The 19387-nt window shown below is 51.9% G+C and carries 18 protein-coding genes; 6 read left to right on the forward strand and 12 right to left on the reverse strand.

Going from position 1 to position 19387, the window contains the following annotated elements:
- Positions 1-53: 53 nt before the first annotated feature.
- The 3 genes from U868_RS0100290 to U868_RS0100300 form a co-directional block, all read right to left on the reverse strand.
- Positions 54-827, reverse strand: a complete 774-nt coding sequence (locus U868_RS0100290) for an amino acid ABC transporter permease (protein WP_025151535.1) — start codon at positions 825-827, stop codon at positions 54-56.
- Between the two features lies 1 nt (position 828).
- Positions 829-1566 carry an amino acid ABC transporter permease gene (locus tag U868_RS0100295; RefSeq protein ID WP_025151536.1) on the reverse strand — a complete coding sequence of 246 codons (738 nt, stop codon included), beginning with the start codon at positions 1564-1566 and terminating at the stop codon, positions 829-831.
- A 77-nt stretch (positions 1567-1643) separates the two neighbouring features.
- Positions 1644-2477 (reverse strand): ABC transporter substrate-binding protein, encoded by an 834-nt coding sequence (locus U868_RS0100300; protein WP_025151537.1) that lies wholly within the window; start codon positions 2475-2477, stop codon positions 1644-1646.
- Between the two features lie 755 nt (positions 2478-3232).
- Between U868_RS0100300 and U868_RS0100305 the strand changes: the two genes are divergently transcribed.
- From U868_RS0100305 to U868_RS0100325, 5 genes are read left to right on the forward strand one after another with little or no spacing between them, the layout of a single operon-like run.
- A complete protein-coding gene (locus U868_RS0100305; protein WP_338420810.1) occupies positions 3233-3694 on the forward strand; it encodes a fimbrial protein in 462 nt (153 codons plus the stop codon).
- Between the two features lie 55 nt (positions 3695-3749).
- The gene (locus tag U868_RS0100310) at positions 3750-4442 is read left to right on the forward strand and encodes a fimbrial biogenesis chaperone (RefSeq protein ID WP_025151539.1); all 693 of its coding nucleotides are present in this window, start codon (positions 3750-3752) and stop codon (positions 4440-4442) included.
- Between the two features lie 14 nt (positions 4443-4456).
- A complete protein-coding gene (locus tag U868_RS0100315; protein WP_025151540.1) occupies positions 4457-6967 on the forward strand; it encodes a fimbria/pilus outer membrane usher protein in 2511 nt (836 codons plus the stop codon).
- Positions 6968-6976: 9 nt separating this feature from the next.
- On the forward strand, positions 6977-8056 hold the full coding sequence (locus U868_RS0100320) for a fimbrial protein (protein WP_025151541.1): 1080 nt from the start codon (positions 6977-6979) through the stop codon (positions 8054-8056).
- 16 nt (positions 8057-8072) lie between these two features.
- Entirely contained in the window at positions 8073-8804 is a 732-nt protein-coding gene (locus U868_RS0100325) for a fimbrial biogenesis chaperone (RefSeq protein ID WP_025151542.1), read from the forward strand.
- On the opposite strand, the gene U868_RS26285 is transcribed toward U868_RS0100325, so the two are convergent.
- The 9 genes from U868_RS26285 to greB form a co-directional block, all read right to left on the reverse strand.
- Positions 8794-9075, reverse strand: coding sequence for a zinc-ribbon domain-containing protein (locus tag U868_RS26285; protein WP_430623529.1), 282 nt, complete (start codon positions 9073-9075; stop codon positions 8794-8796). The two genes, U868_RS0100325 and U868_RS26285, sit on opposite strands and share 11 nt — an antisense overlap.
- 88 nt (positions 9076-9163) lie before the next feature.
- Positions 9164-9934, reverse strand: a complete 771-nt coding sequence (gene phoU / locus U868_RS0100335) for a phosphate signaling complex protein PhoU (RefSeq protein WP_025151543.1) — start codon at positions 9932-9934, stop codon at positions 9164-9166.
- A 13-nt stretch (positions 9935-9947) separates the two neighbouring features.
- Positions 9948-10724 carry a phosphate ABC transporter ATP-binding protein PstB gene (pstB, locus tag U868_RS0100340; protein WP_004237979.1) on the reverse strand — a complete coding sequence of 259 codons (777 nt, stop codon included), beginning with the start codon at positions 10722-10724 and terminating at the stop codon, positions 9948-9950.
- 31 nt (positions 10725-10755) lie between these two features.
- The gene (pstA, locus tag U868_RS0100345; protein WP_025151544.1) at positions 10756-11643 is read right to left on the reverse strand and encodes a phosphate ABC transporter permease PstA; all 888 of its coding nucleotides are present in this window, start codon (positions 11641-11643) and stop codon (positions 10756-10758) included.
- A gap of 1 nt (position 11644) precedes the next feature.
- Positions 11645-12601: a phosphate ABC transporter permease PstC gene (gene pstC, locus U868_RS0100350; protein ID WP_025151545.1), complete on the reverse strand. Its 957-nt coding sequence runs from the start codon at positions 12599-12601 to the stop codon at positions 11645-11647.
- 240 nt (positions 12602-12841) lie between these two features.
- The gene (gene pstS, locus U868_RS0100355) at positions 12842-13882 is read right to left on the reverse strand and encodes a phosphate ABC transporter substrate-binding protein PstS (RefSeq protein WP_025151546.1); all 1041 of its coding nucleotides are present in this window, start codon (positions 13880-13882) and stop codon (positions 12842-12844) included.
- A 295-nt stretch (positions 13883-14177) separates the two neighbouring features.
- Positions 14178-15512: a two-component system sensor histidine kinase EnvZ gene (gene envZ, locus U868_RS0100360; RefSeq protein ID WP_025151547.1), complete on the reverse strand. Its 1335-nt coding sequence runs from the start codon at positions 15510-15512 to the stop codon at positions 14178-14180.
- The gene (gene ompR, locus U868_RS0100365; RefSeq protein ID WP_025151548.1) at positions 15509-16228 is read right to left on the reverse strand and encodes a two-component system response regulator OmpR; all 720 of its coding nucleotides are present in this window, start codon (positions 16226-16228) and stop codon (positions 15509-15511) included. Before ompR ends, envZ begins: the two co-directional genes overlap by 4 nt.
- 50 nt (positions 16229-16278) lie before the next feature.
- Positions 16279-16764, reverse strand: coding sequence for a transcription elongation factor GreB (gene greB, locus U868_RS0100370; protein WP_025151549.1), 486 nt, complete (start codon positions 16762-16764; stop codon positions 16279-16281).
- Between the two features lie 185 nt (positions 16765-16949).
- Between greB and U868_RS0100375 the strand changes: the two genes are divergently transcribed.
- Positions 16950-19277 (forward strand): Tex family protein, encoded by a 2328-nt coding sequence (locus tag U868_RS0100375; RefSeq protein ID WP_025151550.1) that lies wholly within the window; start codon positions 16950-16952, stop codon positions 19275-19277.
- Positions 19278-19387 lie beyond the last annotated feature (110 nt).

Genomic DNA, 19387 nt, shown 5'->3' on the forward strand with positions numbered 1-19387 from the left:
CATTGCGGGAAAATCCCGGCCATTAACGATGCCGGGATTGTTATTGATCAAACTTATGATGAACAGGATGCCGGTTTTTCTGACAACCGCACCGGTTTCTCTCTTCCCCTGCCAAACAGGCGGGCAAGCCATGACTGACGGGGCTGCCGCTGTAATGAATAACGGCGCATCAGGGCATTTGCCCCCAACTCCAGCCCCGAACACATCACAAAATAGATAAAAGCGACAAACAGGAAAATCTCTGTCGGGTAGACCATGCTGCGGTTATTGACCTGAGTCGCAAGAAACGACAGCTCCCCCACACCGACGATATAGGCCAGTGAGGTATCTTTAATCAGCGCAATCCACTGATTAATAAAGGACGGGATCATCATCCGCAGCGCCTGCGGCAACACGATATGCCACAGAACTTCCCACCGGCTGAAGCCGAGAGACATCCCCGCCTGCCACTGCCCTTTGCCGATCGCCAGAATACCGGCCTTCACACCGTGGGCAATATAAGCAGAGGTGACCAGCGCCAGTGCGCAGACTACCGTGGTGATTTCCGACACATCCACACCAAAGGCGATCGGCAGCAGGAAATAGACCCAAAATATCAGCATAATGATGGGAATAGCGCGGAAAAATCCGAGAAATGCCGCGAACAGGTTTACCCACCAGCCACGCAGCATTGCCAGCATCACCCCGCCGATAGTCCCGAGCACGACAGAAATGGCCCCGGCAATCAGGCTGATCACCAGCGTCAGTACCGCGCCCTCAAGCGGACCGTCCGGGAACGTACCGAACAGCAGGTATTCCCAGTTATCACGAATTACGGAAAAATCCATCTTAATGCCCCTGTGCCAGTGCCCGTTGTGTCCGCCACTGCCCGAAGGCTTCCATCACGGCAATAATAGCGATATAAAGGATCGTCGCAACCCCGAAGGCTTCAAAGGTTTGTAAGGACTGACTTTCCACCTGACGCGATGCATAAGAGAGTTCAGCCACACCGATTGCCATCGTCAGGGACGAGTTTTTCACCACATTCATATACTGCCCGAGCAGCGGCGGCATGGCGATCCTGACCGCCTGCGGCAGCACCACATAACGCATGGACTGCCACGGTGTCAGCCCGAGCGCCAGCGCGGCTGATTTTTGCTGCCGCCCGATCCCGGCAATCCCCGCCCGTAATTCTTCCGCGATAAACGGCGCGGAGTAGAGTGTCAGCCCGAACCACCCGGCGATAAATTCAAATGACGGCCAGGCGAGTGTCAGCCCGGCCAGCTCAATTTCATGCGGCGTATTCAGCCAGATTTTCAGCGCCTGCGGCAGAATTTCCCCGGAAGCGAAATACCAGAAAAACAGCTGCACCAGCAGCGGCGTATTCCGGAATACACTGGTGTAAGCACTGACTGACCAGCGGAGCGGTGCGAACTGACTGTCCCGCCCGGCCACCAGCAGAAAACCCAGCAGTGTCGCCGCGAGAATCGTCCAGAATGAGATAAGCAGGGTGATCACAAACCCCTGCCCCAGCCACCCCAGATATTCCGGCGCAAGTAAGTGCGCACTTATAAATTGCTCAAACATCCGCTCATCCCGTCTGTTGCCGCAGAAATGCAGGAAGCCTCACCGGAGTGAGGCCTGATTCAGAAAGCACACTCACATTACTTCGGCTGGTCAGCCAGCGGAGCGAATTTAAATTCACCGCGCGGTTGTTCGGCTTTGGTACCCGGACCAAACCACTGGTTATAAATCTGCTGTGATTTGCCCTCACTTTCGAGTTTCAGCAGGGTTTTGTTTACCGCTTCCACCAGACGGGTTTCCCCTTTCGGTGCTGCCAGTGCCTGGTATTCACGGGTCAGACTGAACGGCGAGAGTTCAAACTCCGCTTTTACTGACTCCGGCAGGTTACCCAGCAGCCCGACCAGTTTGGCATCATCCTGCGTGATAGCATCAACGTTACCATTACGCAGCGCGGCGAAGGCCAGCGGGGTGTCATCATAAGAAATCACTTTGGTGCCCGGATATTTCTCGCGCAGTGTCACTTCCTGAACGGTACCTTTATCCGCGCCGATGCGCAGTTTTGCCACATCTTCCGGGGTTTTCAGCACGCCTTTGCGGGCAATAAATTTTTGTCCGGTCTGAAAATCAGGAATGGAAAAATCCACCTGTTTGGCACGCTCATCGGTAATAGTGAAGTTCGCCCCGATTAAATCCACTTTGCCGGAGACCAGCAGCGGAATGCGGTTTGCAGGGTTGGTCGGACGCAGTTCCAGCTTCACGCCGAGGTCATCGGCAACGGCCTGTGCAATATCCACGTCATAACCGGCCAGTTTTTTGGTCTGCGGATCGATAAATCCGAACGGCGGGTTGCTGTCAAAAACCGAAATACGGATCACGCCGGCTTTCTGAATGTCATCAAGCTTATCAGCCTGTGCTGTACCACTTACTAATGCTAAACCGGCAAGCAGAGCCGGAACAAATAATGTCGGTTTCATACACACCCCTGGAATCAGTCACGGAAAACGTCAATTTGTGTAAATCACCATCTCACGCTATCAACTCCGGCTTAGTTCCTGAAATACTAAGAAAGAATAATTCCATAACTGATTGTTCTAAGATGAACGCAGGACAGACTACTTTGCTCAATTACACCTGCTATTTGTAACCCATCCATTCTTATTAAAAAAACTAATTACATGACTTATAATTATTTATTGAAATAAAATCATACGTGATTTTTCCCGCAGAAATATTTCATGATCCTGATAAGCGATACTTAACAACCCATACCATCGTTAATTAAAATTAATATCCAAAAGAAATTACTTATCAGCAACCTGTTAATAAACAATCATATCTTATTATCTGTATATTTATCTTTCCATTGTCACCAAAATAAAAAATGAATTCTAACTTATGAAAAAAATACACATCCTGAGATGTGTAAATTTATAAATCTTGACAATAATCACATATCTGTAAAATTCAAAATTAAGCACTGGTAAATATACCTGATGATTCTAAATTTAAAGAGACTGATTATTATTGGTCTCTTTAAATGAAAATCCGCAAAAATAGCCTCTTATTTTTGTCAGTCTGGTATCTTATTTTTACCGGAGTTAACCATGTTAAAGAAAACGCTTATTACGGCATTAGTTTCTGCCGCCTTTTTTCAGGTTCAGCGTCTGCGGTCACTGCTGCGGGCGGAATTATAAACATCACAGGTGCTATCAGTGACACCACCTGTACCATTAACGGAGGCAACAGCGCCGACTTCGCCGTATTATTAGATCCGATTACCGTAACGGATGCCGGGGTAACCGCAAATACCGTCATTACCAAAAATCAGAAAGCCTTTACCATGACATTCTCTGATTGTGCGCCGGCATCAGTACCGCCGGGAAGTAACCTGAAAATACATTTCGCATCCCCTAATAATATATCGTCAACCGGAAACTATCTGATTAACGATACCGTTAATGAAGGGGATCCGTCCGTCGCGAAAAATGTCGGGTTCAGTTTATCGTCAACAACCGCACCGTCAGTGGCACTTTCACTGAATGCAGCGTATGACACCGGGGTGAAAGGCGATAAAACGGCACCGGCATCGGATCAGGTGACATTAATTGCCAGTTATTACAAAACCAATACCTCTCCTGCAAAAGTCGGGCCTGTACATTCCAACGTGATTTATACAGTCTCTTATTTATAACCATTGTCAGACAGTCAGGCTTGTCAAAAAGCCTGACTGTTTACAGGGGAATATAATGAAACGCCGATTCTTTTTTCTGGTGATGCTTATTTTATCCGCTGATGCCGCTGCCAATATCGTGATTAACAGCACCCGGCTTATTTATCATGAAGAAAATGACAGCATTACTGTTCAGCTGAATAACAATAGCCAGACATCATCATTAGCCCAGAGCTGGACGGATGACGGTGATATTAATGCCACACCGGAAAACAGCCGTTCGCCGTTTTATGTTTATCCGCCGATTGTCAAAATAGACGGTATGCAGGGACAGCAGCTTAAAATAAAGAAAAATAATGAAAAATTACCGGATGACCGCGAAAGTGTTTTTTATCTCAGTGTGCTGGATATTCCGGCCACACCCGCCAATGCCAAAGGAAAAAGTGTGTTACAGGTGGCTCTGCGGTCACGGATAAAGCTGTTTTACCGCCCTGCCGGGCTGACGGCAAATCCGGAAACGGTTATTGATAATATTCAGTGGAAGCTCAATGGTGACCATTTATCCGTCACCAATAATTCCCCGTATCATTTTACTATTGCGGCGGTCAATGCTAATGACAGCAGCCACACATGGCTGGCCGCCTCCGACATGATCCCGCCATTTTCTGAAAAACAATTACCGCTGAAAAATAAACCCGCGGCCCGTAATGCCTCAGTGACCTATGTGGATGATTACGGTGTGTATAAGTCGAAGAATATTACCTTCTGACGGACGATAATAACGTGAAAACACAACACTGCCTGCCGATTCTGATTATTGCCGGATTATGGAGCTATCCCCGCGAAGGCTTCACGGAAGAATTCGATACCACCCTGCTGGCCGGTGAATCCGCTAAAGGGGATATTTCACGTTTATATCAGGAAAATACACTGCCGTCCGGCGATCAGCTGATGGACGTTTATGTCAATAATACCTGGAAAGGCCAGTTTACCGTTGAAGTGGGAGAGCATAATAATGCCCTGAATTTTCAGCCGGCGGATATTAATAAGCTCGGACTGAATCTTTCAGATGATGCGAAAAAATTATCCGCAGAGAAACAACCGGTACCGGCAGATGATCTGACATCCGGACTGACTTATCACCTGAATAAAAGTACATTGCGGTTAGATTTGTCCGTGCCGCAAATCGGGGTAAAGACTGCCGATGCCGGTTATATTGACCCGGAATTATGGGATCACGGGCAGCCTGCCGTTATTCTCGGCTATAACGTCAATTACTATAACGCCAGACAAAAAAAGAATAACAAACAGAGTAATGACAGCTTTTTTGCCACGGTAAATTCCGGGCTGAACCTCGGTGTCTGGCAATTCCGCGATGAATCGGTTTATACCTCTTATTCCGGCGGACAGAAAGGCTGGAAAAATAACAGCCGTTACCTTTACCGCCCGATCAGCCGTATTTTATCTGCGCTGACGCTGGGGGATTTTTATACACCACCTTCTCTGTTCGGCAGTTTTAAATTCAGAGGCGCATCACTGGCAACGGATATGAATATGCTGCCGCCGTCCGGCCAGGGATTCGCACCAATCATCCGGGGAGTTGCCCAGACCAACGCCCTCGTCAGTATTTACCAGAACGGAAATCTTATTTTTCAGGAAAACGTGCCGCCGGGTGAGTTTATGTTCCGTGATATTCAGCCGACCGGCGGCAGCGGTGATTTTTCTGTCATTATTCAGGAAGCGGACGGACGGAAAGAATCATTTACCGTCCCCTTCTCCGCTGTGCCCGATATGCTGAAAGAGGGAATTTATAATTACAGTCTGACCGCCGGTCAGGCCCGGCCGGATAATACACACTACCGCCCGGCGTTTGTGCAGGGCGAATTCCGTTACGGGCTGAATAATACCGTGACACTGTATACCGGCGGGATTGCCGGAAAAGATTACCGCTCCCTTTTGGCGGGAAGCGCCTGGAATCTGCCGTTCGGTGCGCTTTCTGTTGATGTGACGCAGGCGGATGCGGACTTTAAAACCGGTCGCAAAAGCGGCCAGAGCTATCGTATCGCCTACAGTAAGTTTGTCAGCACCACCTCAACAAACCTGACTCTCGCGACATACCGCTACTCCACCGGGAATTTTTACAGTTTCACCGATGCTGTCTATCAGCAGGATAACTACCGGGCGTGGGATGCTTACCGTAATGAACAGGAAAACCTCACCGATAACACGCCGCGTCAGATACCGGATCTGATGACAATGGATGCCATGCGCGGTGCGCGGGCTAAAAATACCTTCACCGTGAATTTAAATCAGTATCTGGGAGAGAACCGGGGGGTGATTTATATCTCCGGCACACACCGGGATTACTGGAATTCCGGCGGCAGCAACCGGGAATATCAGCTTGGATATTCAAACAGTTATAACGAGATCAGTTATACCGTGTCTGCATCACGCACCCGCAATTTTGATGATAAAAATGAAACCCGGTTTTACCTGAATGTCAGCGTGCCGATTTCTGTTTTCGGCAAAAATGCCTCTCTCAGCAGCGGTATTTACGCCACCGATTCCCGTTATCAGCAAACAACGGTCAGCCTGAGCGGAACAGCCGGTAAAGATGATTTGGTTAACTACACGCTGACCGGCTCAAACCAGAACGGCGGCAGTAATCTGGCGGGTGCGAACCTCACTTACCGCAACCCGTACAGCACCCTGTCCGGCTCATTCAGTGAGGGTAACGATTACCGTCAGGCGGGTGCCGGGGCAAAAGGAACTATCGTCGCGATCCCGGGCCATATTGCCATGTCCGGTGACACCGGCAATACCTATACCATTATTGATGCCCCGCAGGCCGGTAACCGGATGGTGAATTCCGATAAAGCATCCCTGACAAACAGTGAGGGTGTGGTGCTGATGACACAATCCGTCCCTTACCGTGCCAATTCTTACACCCTGTCAGACACAGAAAAAAGTGCCGGTGCCGAAGTGACCGGCAATATCGGCCAGGTCAGCCCGTATAAAGGTGCGGTCAGTTATATCCGCATGGAAACCGACCCGCGCCAGACTTTCATTCTGCGGGCGGCGCGGGAAAACGACGGCACACTGCCGTTCGGCACAGAAGTGACCGATGCGCAGCATCAGCCGCTGGGGTATGTCGGGCAGTCCGGACTGCTCTATCTGAAAAGCGGGCAGTTGCCGTCCTCACTGATTATAAAACTGACGGCAGACGGGAAACAGCAGTGTGTTATCCGCAATCCGGTGGTCACGCCGGATAAAAATCACAACATCTGCCGGTAAAAGGAAACAATGATGAAAACATCCGCCGCTGTATTACTTTTATTCCTGACGGTGATAAGCAGCAGGGCCGCTTATGCCACCTGCTCCGCAACATCCACCCAGACAGCACCGGCCGTGGTGCTGGATCTTTCGGCTGATCTGGTCGGCGCCACCACAACTGTATCCAAAGTATCTCAGACCAACTTCAGCGGCCCGTTCACCTGTACTGCCGCGCTGCCCCTTTTCCCGAATACCATCGGAATCGACTCTCCTTTTAATGGCCGGACAGCAACAATCGGATTTAATAACGGCGCACAACTCGTCAATATCACCCTGACTGCACTGACAAAAAATAATGTTTCCGGCCTGGCGGCCGGCCCCCACAACGGAACTGAACTCAATACCGGTTTCACTCTGCGTTTTGACCTGGTCACCACGCCGACCGGTAACTACACCAAAGTAGCGGGCAGTTCCGTGACAATTACACCGGTTATTTTTGCCTCTGATGCCACCACGCTGGGGCTGGTGGGCTGGCTGGCCGCGCTTGTCAGTAAAATTCTGCAGTTTCTGCTGACACTGCAGTGGCCGACCGATACAAATGATATGTTTTTGCAGCCGGTGCAGGTTACTTACAATCCACCGGTGACCACCTGTACCTTTACCAATGCCGGGCTGACTGTCAGTCTGCCGCTGATGAGTATCAATGCCGTTAAAACCACCGATAAAGCCGGATATACCCCGTTCCGCCTCAATTTTACCTGTGATGGCCTCCTCCCGGGTAACACTGCGTCCCGGGATATTGCCATGTTCCTGTCGTCGTCCAATTTACAGCCGTCCGACAAAACCGTGCTGACCAATACCGTTTCCGGCGGTGCCGGTGGTGTCGGCTTCCGCGTGGTGAAAGCCGGTAACCTCAGCAGCCCGGTGCAGTTTTCTGACAGTGCCAATGCTCAGGGCAGTGCCACCAGTATTTTCACTGCCGCCAAAGGCAGCGCAGTCTCACCGGCTTTCTCTGTTGACCTCGGTGCGTATTACTATCCCTACAATCCGGGCGCGGTGACACAGGGAAAATTGAGCAGTTCCGCGACCCTGGTTTTTTCCTACAACTGAACCGCCGGAGGACACGATGCGGACAGGCATTCTTATCATTCTGCTCCTGTGCATGCAGGCGGGATACGCCGGTGTTGTCATCAATACCACGAGGGTGATTTTCCCGGGCAATCAGGAAAAGACAGAGATCCAGCTGACCAACAGCGGGGAAATACCGTCGCTGGTGCAGAGCTGGGTGGATGAGGGGGATATCAATTCCTCGCCGGAAACCAGCAGCGCCCCGTTTATGGTGGTACCGCCGGTGACGCGGTTAGCCGGAGGCGGCGGGCAGCAGCTGAAAATCCGTGTTCTGAAAAACAGCCTGCCCCGCGACCGGGAATCGGTTTTTTATCTCAATGTGGTGGATATTCCGGCGAAAACGGTTACTACCGGCAATACTCTGCAATTTGCCCTGCGGACACGGATAAAGCTGTTTTACCGGCCGGATACGCTGCCACTGACGCCGGATGACGTCCCCGGACAAATTTCTGTTTCTCTGTCAGAAAAGATACTGATTCTGAACAACCCGTCACCTTACTATTTCACATTATCCGCACTCGTCTCCGGCGGAGATAATGCACCGTCACATATCAGCACCGTGATGCTCGCCCCTTATTCAGAGAGCCGGGTGGCATATACAGGGCAATTATCTGCAGGAGAGTCCGTCACGCTGATCAGCATTAATGATAAAGGACGCAATGTGCGGACAGAGAAAAAACTGAACAGAACATGCGGCCAGGTAATGACCGGCATTTGCCTTACGGATTAAGTGCATTACCGCACCGGCCGCAGAAACGGCTGTCCGGCGGATAACCGGTACCGCACTTCTGACAATATCCGGCGATAGTCTGCGGAGCGTTATTGCTTAACTGCTCCGGATAACCATTATTGTCGCGGCCATGCTTATTGTAACCCGTATTACCGTGCTTGCTGCCTTGGCCGCTGCGGTGGTTCCCGTGACCAGAGCCGCCTCCGCTGTTAAAAAACCGGCTGAATAAACCTATCGTGCACCTCCGGAAACACTGTTTTGTCTGTTTCAGAAAGTATAAACCCCGGAGTTAACTCCGGGGTCAAATCAAAACGGGTACTTTTACAAAAACAGACAATATCGCCGGAGAAGCAATCCTGCTATGCCGGATCATTCCCTTTTTCGCCGTTATTACTGTGCGCGGAAACTTCAATCACATGCTCACCGAGCAGGATACGTTCCACATCATCCCCTTTCACATGACGGAAATCCTGTCCCTTCACGTAATAGAAGATAAATTCACAGATATTCTGGCAGCGGTCACCGATACGCTCGATAGAGCGGGCACAGAACAGCGCGGTCAGGACACTCGGGATAGTGCGCGGATCTTCCATCATATAAGTCATCAGCTGACGGACAATCCCTTCATATTCCTGATCCACTTTCTGATCTTCGCGGTAGATGCGGATAGCTTCCTGAATATCCATACGCGCAAAGGCATCCAGCACATCATGCAGCATCTGAATGGCATGGCGGCCGAGGGATTCCAGACTGACCAGCAGCGGCTGATGCTGATGTGAAAATTTTTCCAGCGCAGTTTTGGCAATTTTATCCGCCACATCGCCAATACGCTCAAGTTCGGCGATCGTCTTTGAAATTGCCATAATCAGGCGCAGATCACTCGCCGTCGGCTGACGTTTGGCAATAATGCGGACACAGGCTTCATCAATCATCACTTCCATGATGTTGACCTGCTTGTCACCGGCGATAACCTCACGCGCCAGGTCTTCATCCTGGTTATGCATGGCGGTGATCGCTTTGCTGAGCTGCTCTTCCACCAGCCCGCCCATCGTCATCATTTCTGTGCGAATATGCTCTAATTCAGCATTAAACTGCCCGGAAATATGTTTATTGTGATTCAGATTTTCCATGATTGTCTCCGCATCAGCCATAACGACCGGTGATGTAATCTTCGGTTTGTTTCTTGCCCGGGGTGGTAAACAGGGTATCAGTATCACTGAATTCAATCAGTTCGCCCAGATACATAAACGCAGTATGGTCAGAACAGCGTGCCGCCTGCTGCATGTTATGGGTGACGATCACCACGGTGTATTCCGATTTCAGCTCGCTGATAAGCTCTTCAATACGCCCGGTGGAGATAGGATCCAGCGCCGAACACGGCTCATCCAGCAGGAGAACCTCAGGGCGGATAGCGATACCGCGGGCAATACACAGACGCTGCTGCTGACCGCCGGAGAGGCTGTAACCGCTCTGATGCAGTTTATCTTTGGTTTCGTTCCACAGCGCCGCTTTGGTCAGCGCCCACTGCACCCGCTCATCCATTTCGGCGCGCGGCAGTTTTTCAAACAGACGGACACCAAAGGCAATGTTGTCATAGATGGACATCGGGAACGGTGTCGGCTTCTGGAACACCATACCGACTTTGGCGCGTAATAACGCGATATCCTGGGTATCGGTCAGAATATTGGTGCCATCCAGCAGGATTTCCCCTTCCGCACGCTGTTCATTATACAGTGCGTACATTTTGTTGAAGGTACGCAGCAGGGTCGATTTCCCGCAACCGGACGGGCCGATAAAGGCCGTGACTTTATTTTTGGCGATATCCAGCGAAATGTTTTTCAGCGCGTGGAACTGGCCGTAATAGAAGTTCAGATCACGGACCTGAATTTTGCTTTCAGTTACGTTTTGAATTTTACTCATGACTCTCTCTCATTCATCCGCAGTCATTTAATCAGTGCTTTTTCTTCGCAAACAGCACACGCGCCACGATATTAATTAACAGCACACACAGTGTGATCAGCAGGACACCCGCCCAGGCCAGACTCTGCCATTCCGCGAACGGACTCATGGCAAATTTGAAGATGGTGACCGGCAGGTTGGCAATCGGCTGCATCAGATCCGTACTCCAGAACTGGTTGGAGAGGGAGGTAAAGAGCAGCGGCGCCGTTTCCCCGGCAATACGGGCAATCGCCAGCAGCACCCCGGTGATAATCCCGGAGACCGAGGCTTTCAGGGTAATCGCTGAAATCATTTTCCATTTTGGTGTGCCGAGGGCATACGCCGCTTCGCGCAGGCTGTCCGGCACCAGACGCAGCATGTTTTCCGTGGTGCGGATAACAATCGGGATCTGTAACAGTGCCAGGGCAATCACCCCCGCCCAGCCGGAGAAGTGCTGCATCTGCATCACCACGATGGTGTAAACAAACAGCCCGACCACAATCGACGGTGCGGATAACAAAATGTCATTAATAAACCGGGTGACTTCCGCCAGCCAGGACTTACGGCCGTATTCCGCCAGATAAATGCCGGCAAGAATGCCCAGCGGTGTCCCGATAACGGTCGCCCATAAGATCAGCAGGCCGGAACCGACAATGGCGTTCGCCAGACCCCCGCCTTCGGTATTCGGCGGCGGTGTCATTTCGGTGAACAGCGCCAGTGACATGCCGTCCATCCCTTTGGTGACGGTCGAGAACAGGATCCAGATTAACCAGAACAGCCCGAATGCCATCGTGGACATGGATAAAAACAGGGCAATGCGGTTTTTCTGGCGACGCCAGAACTGACGTTTCTGCCGTGCGCTGATATCCACTTTCGGTTGCTGAATATTCATGTCAGTCATCTCAGCGCCCCTCTTTCTTATTCAGACGCATCACCATAAATTTGGAGATAGCAAGGACGATAAAGGTGATGACAAACAGAATCAGCCCCAGCTCCATCAGTGCTGCAGTGTGCAGCCCGGATTCCGCTTCCGCGAATTCGTTCGCCAGTGCCGAGGTGATACTGTTGCCCGGCATGTACAGCGAGAAGCTGTCCAGCTGATAGGTGTTACCGATGATAAAGGTCACTGCCATGGTCTCCCCCAGGGCACGGCCCAGACCCAGCATCACACCGCCGATCACCCCGTTCTTGGTGTACGGCAGCACAATCCGCCAGATCACCTCCCAGGTGGTACAGCCGATGCCGTAAGCCGATTCTTTCATCATCACCGGCGTCTGCTCGAACACATCACGCATCACCGAGGCAATATACGGAATAATCATAATGGCGAGGATAACGCCCGCCGCCAGGATACCGATCCCGAAGGCCGGGCCGGAGAACAGCTCGCCGACAATCGGGATGCTCGACATCACCTCGCCGACCGGCTGCTGGAAATAGGTGGCAAACAGCGGGGCAAAGACAAACAGTCCCCACATGCCGTAAACGATACTCGGAATAGCGGCTAACAGCTCGATCGCGATACCCAGCGGACGGCGCAGCCAGTTCGGTGCCAGTTCGGTCAGGAACAGCGCAATCCCGAAACTCACCGGGACCGCAATCAGCAGGGCGATCACCGAGGTCACGATAGTGCCGTAAATCGGTACCAGTGCCCCGTATTCTTCCGCCGGCGGGTTCCACTCTTTATTCCATAAGAAACCTAAGCCGAATTTTTCAATGCTCGGCCATGACGCAATAATCAGTGAAATAATAATTCCGCCAAGCAACAATAGCGTAATCAGCGCCGCCAGTTTTACCAGGGCACTGAAAAGTTGGTCGCCGCGTTTGCTTGGTGGTTTCATTGCCGTTTTCAGTTCGGCCATAGTCGCTTCCGTTTTTACACAGATCCCCCCGGTACGGGGGGATGAAATTGCTGACAAAGCAGGATAAAACGTGGTTTTTCCTGCTTTGTGTTATCAGCCGAAAATCAATAAATTGATTTTCCTGGTTTATTTTTACAACTTCTTCGGTCGTCGCCAACCCCTGCGGGTTTGTCAACGGCCTGATCCCCCCGGTACGGGGGGATCAATTACTGATAAATCGTTACTTCATCATCTGCCGTATCAGTACAGCGGCTTACCGCTGCTGTCTTTGACACTGGTTTTCCATGATGCGCGGATTTGTTCAATCACTTCCTGCGGCAGTACCGCGTAATCCAGTTTCTCTGCCTGCTCACCGCCGTTCTTGTATGCCCAGTCAAAGAATTTCAGAACTTCCTGCCCTTTGGCGGCATCTTTCTGGTTAGTGTGAACCAGAATAAAGGTGGTGGAGGTAATCGGCCATGCATTCGGACCCGGCTGGTTAGTCAGATCCTGAGCGAAACTTTTTGACCACTCGGCTTTACGCGCTGCGTTACTGAAGCTTTCGCCGGTCGGGGAAACCGCATCACCATCCGCGGAAATCAGCTTGGTGTAAGCCAGTTTGTTCTGTTTGGCGTAAGCGTATTCCACGTAACCGATAGAGCCGGGCAGACGCTGAACGAATGCAGCAATACCGTCGTTACCTTTACCGCCGAGACCAACCGGCCAGTTAACAGTAGAGCCTGCACCGACTTTTTCTTTCCAGTCAGGGCTGACTTTTGACAGGTAGCTGGTGAAGACGAACGAGGTACCGGAACCATCCGCACGGCGGACAACAGCGATATCCTGATCCGGCAGTTTCACTGACGGGTTCAGTTTGGTAATTGCCGGGTCATTCCATTTTTTGATGTTACCCAGGTAGATATCACCCAGGGTTTTGCCGTCGAGTACCAGTTCACCGGACTTCAGGCCCGGCAGGTTGACGGCCAGTACCACACCGCCGATCACGGTCGGGAACTGGAATAAGTTATCTGCGGCCAGTTTATCTTCGGACAGCGGCGCATCTGACGCCCCGAAATCAACGGTGTTGGCCACAATCTGCTTCACACCACCGGAGGAACCAATCCCCTGGTAGTTAACTTTGTTACCGGTTTCTTTCTGGTAAGTATCAGCCCACTGCGCATATACCGGCGCCGGGAATGTTGCACCCGCCCCGGTCAGACTGGTCGCGGCAAATGCAGAAAATGCAGAGAGAGAAAGTGTCGCTGCCATAACAGTGGCTACTGCGGTACGCATCGGTTTCATGATCCCTCCTGACGGGATTTGTAGATAATGACGATAAACGTTGTATCTGGTTAATGTCGGAACATGAGGGAAAATAGGACAATCTGGTGACAATAATATGTAGGTTATATGACAGTTTTATGACACTGCAGGTGCGCGGGGGCACAAAACCGGAAAAATAGCGGAAAGAAACAATACCGGGGAATAAATTTAATTCGTTGATTTAATTGTTATTAAAAGCAAGACTCCGGAGAACAGGACGTCCTGCGGGGAATTATGACAGCCATATTACGATGACATGCGGCTGTCATCATAATTAATCATCTCTGTCATCCGGCAGCGGCAGCATCACGCGGATACGGAATCCGCCGCGCTGACTGCGGCCGACATCGATTTTACCGTCATGCGCATCCACAATCCGGCGCAGAATCGCCAGCCCCAGCCCGGTGCCTTTATTACTTCGCGCTTTTTCACCCTGCACAAACGGCTGGAACAGGTCCGGAATATCCGCCTCATCGATACCGTTGCCGTCATCTTCCACCTGAAACCAGGCGAAATGCCCGTCTTCGCCGCTGCTGACACGGATCCAGCCGTTACCGTAGCGGGTAGCATTGACCAGCATGTTGCCCAGTGCGCGTTTAATCGCAATCGGGTTACCGGTGAGATAAACCGGTGCCTGAATAACATCATTCTGAAGTGTGACATCCGAGTGGATGTGCGCTTCAATCACCTCATTGAGAACAGACGTCAGTTCCAGATGCACCATCTCCATCTCACGGCCGGTGCGCAGATACGCCATAAACTGCTCAATGATGCCGTCACACTCTTCAATATCATTGTTGATGGATTCCGCCAGATAGTCATCGTCCGGGTTCATCATTTCTGTTGCCAGGCGGATTCGGGTCAGCGGCGTGCGTAAATCATGGCTGACACCGGCCATCAGCACAGTGCGATCCTGCTCCAGCGTTTTGATATCCCTGGACATCTGGTTAAAAGAACGGATAACCGAACGCACTTCAGCCGCCCCGGCTTCCCGTACCGGGACCAGCGGGCCGCCGGTGCCGATTTGCCGTGCAGCAGATTCCAGTTCAGTCAGCGGACGGTTCTGATAGCGGATAAACACCCAGACCCCGGCAAAGACAATCAGCAGAAAGGCAAAAATATAACGAAAGACCGGTGAGAACTGATCCTGACCGATTTCGGTCAGCGGCACTCTCACCCAGACATCCGGGGCGATATAGGAGTTCAGCCACAGCACGGGATAATCACGGCTGACTTCCAGCCGGACATCCGCATAACCTTCCAGATAATGACTCATCTGTTTACTGAGGGACTCAAAATGACGCGCCCAGCGCAATCCGCCCTCATCGGCTGTTTTTTCGGTAAAAAAGGTAATCCCCAGCTCTTCATAAATTTTCTTACGCAGCGCCGGAGAAACACGCACTGCGGTTCCGTCCTTCAGCACCATTTCGTCACTCATCAGTGTGCGTACTTCATAGGCCAGCACCCGGTTAAACTGCTGCAGGCTGGGCATCACAATAAAGTTCACAACGGCCAGATAACTTGTTGTTATGGTTGCAAACAACAGGAAAATGACCAGAAATAACGAGCGGGAAAAGGTGCTCCTCGGCGAGAACCGCAGCCGCTTCATGCCTTGTTGCCGTCCGGAACGAAGACGTAACCCAGCCCCCAGACGGTCTGGATATAACGCGGATGTGTCGGATCTTCCTCAATCATGCGGCGCAGACGGGAAATCTGCACGTCGATTGAACGTTCCATTGCGCTGTACTCACGACCGCGTGCCAGACTCATCAGCTTATCGCGGGACAGCGGCTCACGCGGGTGAGACACCAGCACTTTCAGTACCGCGAACTCACCGCTGGTCAGCGGCATATTTTCATCTTCGTGGAACATCTCACGGGTGCCGAGGTTCAGTCTGAATTTACCGAACTGAATTACCGCATCATCCTGGGACGGCGCACCCGGCAGTTCATTCGCCTGACGGCGCAGCACCGCGCGGATACGTGCCAGCAGTTCACGCGGGTTAAACGGCTTCGGAATATAATCATCCGCACCGATTTCCAGCCCGACAATGCGATCCACTTCTTCCCCTTTCGCCGTCACCATAATGATCGGAATCGGGTTATTCTGACTTCTCAGACGGCGGCAGATAGACAGCCCGTCCTCGCCCGGTAACATCAGATCCAGGACAATAAGATGAATTGATTCACGCGTCAGCAGGCGATCCATCTGTTCCGCATTCGCGGCGGTACGGACCTGGAAACCCTGCTCACTCAGATAGCGCTCAAGCAGCGCACGCAGACGCATGTCATCATCAACGACAAGGACCTTATAACTTTCCTGCATGTTTGACTCCCGGGTTCATTTTTTCATGCAACTCTTCAGATTAATTGTGCCTACCCAGCAATCGGATGATAGCGGATAGACAAAATGACATAATTCACTTCACCGTTAGGTGTTATTACCGTTACTTCATCATCCGCCTGTTTTCCGATTAATGCCCGGGCCACAGGGGAATCGACTGAAATCCATTTCTTTGCCGGGGAAAACTCATCAGGTCCGACGATGCGAAAAGTCTGAATTTCTTCATCGTCATTTTCCAGTTCCACCCACGCCCCGAAAAATACTTTTCCTTCCTGGCGGGGATCCGGCTCAACTATCTTTAAGTTATCCAGGCGTTTTGAAAGAAACCGGACACGCCGGTCTATTTCACGCAGGCGTTTCTTCCCGTATATATACTCGGCATTTTCCGAGCGATCTCCCTGTGCAGCGGCTTCTGACACTGCCTGAGTGACCTGCGGACGTTCTGTTTTCCAGAGATATTTTAACTCCTGATCCAGCGCATCCCACCCTTCACGGGTAATCAGGTTACTTTTTGCCATATGTTACCTAAACAAAAAATAAATTATTTAAATAAATTGTAATACTAAATGCATTTTCTGAAAGATAACAGCTATGAATAATTCATTTATATTACTTTATCCCGGCTGGTAATTCCCGTTTTGAACACGTATAACTGTCCCCTGAAATTTTTTTACATCAATTTATCGCAGCCGGAAAGAATATCATGATGAATGAATCTCTGAGCCAGATTATTGCCGGTGAACTGAAGGCGCAAACCCGCCAGGTCACCGCCGCGATTACCCTGCTGGATGAGGGAAATACAGTCCCTTTTATCGCCCGCTACCGGAAAGAAGTCACCGGCGGCCTGGATGATACTCAGCTGCGTCAGCTGGAAACCCGCCTCAGCTACCTGCGCGAACTGAACGACCGCCGTCAGACCATCCTCAAATCCATTGAGGACCAGGGCAAACTGACCCCGGAACTGGCGGGCGCGATTAACGGCACGCTCAGCAAAACGGAGCTGGAAGACCTCTACCTGCCTTACAAACCCAAGCGCCGCACACGCGGACAGATTGCGGCGGAAGCCGGTCTGGAACCGCTGGCAGACACGCTGTGGCAGGATCCGTCACAGGATCCGGAAACCCTCGCCGCCGCCTATACTGACAGCGAAAAAGGGGTTGCCGACACCAAAGCCGCCCTCGACGGTGCCCGCTACATCCTGATGGAGCGATTTGCGGAAGATGCCGGTCTGCTGGGGAAAGTCCGTGATTATCTGTGGCGCAATGCACACCTGGTTTCCGTTGTGAGCAGCGGCAAAGAAGCGGAAGGCGCGAAATTCAGTGATTATTTCGATCACCATGAACCGATTGCCAATGTCCCGTCACACCGCGCTCTGGCGATGTTCCGCGGCCGTAATGAAGGGATTCTGCAACTCTCCCTCAATGCTGATCCGCAGTGTGAAGAGCCGCCGAAAGAGAGCTATTGTGAAGAATTAATCCGCGATTACCTCGGTGTCCGCTTTAACAATGCCCCGGCGGACAGCTGGCGCAAAGCGGTCGTGAGCTGGACATGGCGGGTCAAGGTGCTGCTGCACCTGGAAACTGAGCTGATGGCTGCGCTGCGTGAAAAAGCGGAAGATGAAGCTATCAATGTCTTCGCCCGCAACCTCAGTGATTTGCTGATGGCGGCACCGGCCGGGATGCGCGCCACCATGGGACTGGATCCGGGTCTGCGGACAGGGGTGAAAGTCGCGGTGGTGGATGCCACCGGTAAAGTGCTGGCCACCGACACCATTTACCCGCACACCGGTCAGACCGCCAAAGCAGCGGCATCCGTCGCGGCGCTCTGCCTGAAATACCATGTGGAACTGGTGGCGATCGGTAACGGTACCGCCTCCCGCGAAACCGAACGTTTCTTTGCCGATGTGCAGAAGCAGTTCCCGGATATCAAAGCCCAGAAAGTGATTGTCAGCGAAGCCGGCGCCTCCGTTTATTCCGCCTCGGAACTGGCGGCGGCAGAATTTCCGGATCTGGATGTCTCGCTGCGCGGTGCCGTTTCTATCGCCCGCCGGTTGCAGGATCCGCTGGCCGAACTGGTGAAAATCGACCCGAAATCCATCGGTGTCGGCCAGTATCAGCATGATGTCAGCCAGACACAGCTTGCCCGTAAACTGGATGCGGTGGTGGAAGACTGCGTAAACGCCGTCGGCGTTGACCTCAACACCGCGTCTGTCGCCCTGCTGACCCGCGTTGCCGGACTGAGCAAAGTGATCGCGCAGAATATTGTTGACTGGCGTGATGAGAACGGTCGTTTTGCTGACCGCAAACAACTGCTGAAAGTCGCGCGTCTCGGCCCGAAAGCCTTTGAACAGTGTGCCGGGTTCCTGCGCATTGCCGGCGGTAAAAATGCGCTGGATGCCTCCACCGTTCACCCGGAAGCCTATCCGGTGGTGGAAAAAATCCTGCAGGCCACACAAAAAACCCTCAGCGATCTGATGGGTAACGGTGATGTGCTGCGCAATCTGAAAGCACAGGATTTTGTCACTGAACAGTTCGGTGTGCCGACGGTTTCCGACATCCTCAAAGAGCTGCAAAAACCCGGCCGTGACCCGCGTCCGGAATTTAAAACCGCCACCTTTGCCGATGGTATCGAAACCATGAATGATCTGCGTCCGGGCATGGTGCTGGAAGGCGCAGTCACCAACGTCACCAATTTCGGTGCTTTTGTCGATATCGGTGTTCATCAGGACGGACTGGTGCATATCTCCTCGCTGGCAAACCGCTATGTGGAAGACCCGCATACTGTGGTCAAAGCCGGGGATATTGTCAGCGTCAAAGTGCTGGATGTGGATATCGCCCGTAAGCGTATCGCGCTGACCATGCGGATGGACGAAGAGCCGGAAACGGCAGCCCGCCGTGGTGGCGGCAGCGATAAACCACGATCGGAAAAACGTCAGAACAACCGCCCTGCCCGTAACAGTAAAAATGACAGCGCTGCCGGTAACAGTGCGATGGGTGATGCCCTCGCCGCTGCGTTCGGTAAGCGCAAGTAATTCCCCTGCTATCATGTACGCGGCAGCCCCGGCTGCGCGTACATTTCCCTCCTGTTAGTCGCATATTGCGTTAACCAGTGGTAAAAATTGTTATTAACGTAAATCAATAC

The organism is Morganella morganii H1r (assembly GCF_000633515.1).
GTDB classification, from domain to species: Bacteria; Pseudomonadota; Gammaproteobacteria; order Enterobacterales; family Enterobacteriaceae; genus Morganella; species Morganella morganii_B.